General features: G+C 68.3%; 1 protein-coding gene. It reads right to left on the bottom strand.

Annotated elements, in window-relative coordinates:
* The coding region (locus tag CW742_RS15180; protein WP_292421868.1) for a PGF-pre-PGF domain-containing protein at positions 1-1,030 on the bottom strand (1,030 nt) is incomplete at both ends.

Genomic DNA, 1,030 nt, shown 5'->3' with positions numbered 1-1,030 from the left:
CACCCACGGCCGCAGCGAGGAGCCGCGCGAGCCGCACCGCGCGCGGCAGCCGGTAAGGACGAGGCACGCGGCGGCGTCAGGGCACCCGGGAGCCGGCAGGGCCGGGCCGGCTGCCGTTGCCGGCGCTGCTGCCACAGACCCGGACGTGAGTGTTTCCGCGCCGGTCCCGGGGCCGACCGGGCCGGCCGGCGCGGTCTGAACCGGGCACGCGGGGCACGTAAGCGGCTGCCCGGCCGTGCAGGCACCGGTCTGCGCCGGAACAGCTCCGTTCTCCATCGGCGCGATCGCGAAGAGCGAGAAACCCGGTGACTGCGCCGAATAATAAGCAATGCCGCTGGTGACCCCCGTGAAGGTGGTCGGGAGCGCTGTCCACGCCCCGTCATGGTACCGGCTCAGGGCGATGTCCGCCGTGGTCAGGTCGTGCTCTTCGAGCCATGCTACCGGCACCTCGAAGCTGATGCTGGCTCGGGTAATCGTGCCGGCCCGGGCGGGGGTGAGCTCAATGTACTGGTACACGTCGGGATTGGGTGCCGGGACGCCGGCCGGAAGGCTTCCCTGCTGCATGCCGGTGATGATTGTGCTGCTGACGCCGGTGCCGGTCACCGCAACGGTGCTCACGGCCGAGTTCCCGCCCACGTTCACATCGTAGGTCCCGGTTGTACTGGAACTGCCGGTTGGTGAACCGCCGGAATCGCTGTCACTTCCGCCACTGCTGCCCGATGATCCGGATCCGCTGCCGGACGAAGAAGCGACACCCGTACCGGACAAGCTCACGGTCAGGGTCTGGGAGTTGTCGCCATGGTCCGGGTCGGTCGTGGTCACGGTCAGTGTCGCGGTCCGGCTCCCCGCAGCCGATGGCGTGAAGGTAACAGAGACCGTGCAGGTACCGCCTCCGGTCACGTTCGTTGCTGCAGCGCAGGTGCCGCCACTTACAGAAAAGTCCCCGCTGTTGGCGCCGCTGATCGTGATGGTCTGCACCGTCATGTTGGATGCTGCCTTGGGGTTCGTATACGTTACCGGAGACGGGGCT

Origin of the sequence: Methanoregula sp. (assembly GCF_002835825.1) — an archaeon.
Lineage (GTDB): Archaea > Halobacteriota > Methanomicrobia > Methanomicrobiales > Methanospirillaceae > Methanoregula.
Note: the sequence above shows the minus strand (reverse complement) of the source record. Positions and strands in the feature narration are given on the sequence as shown.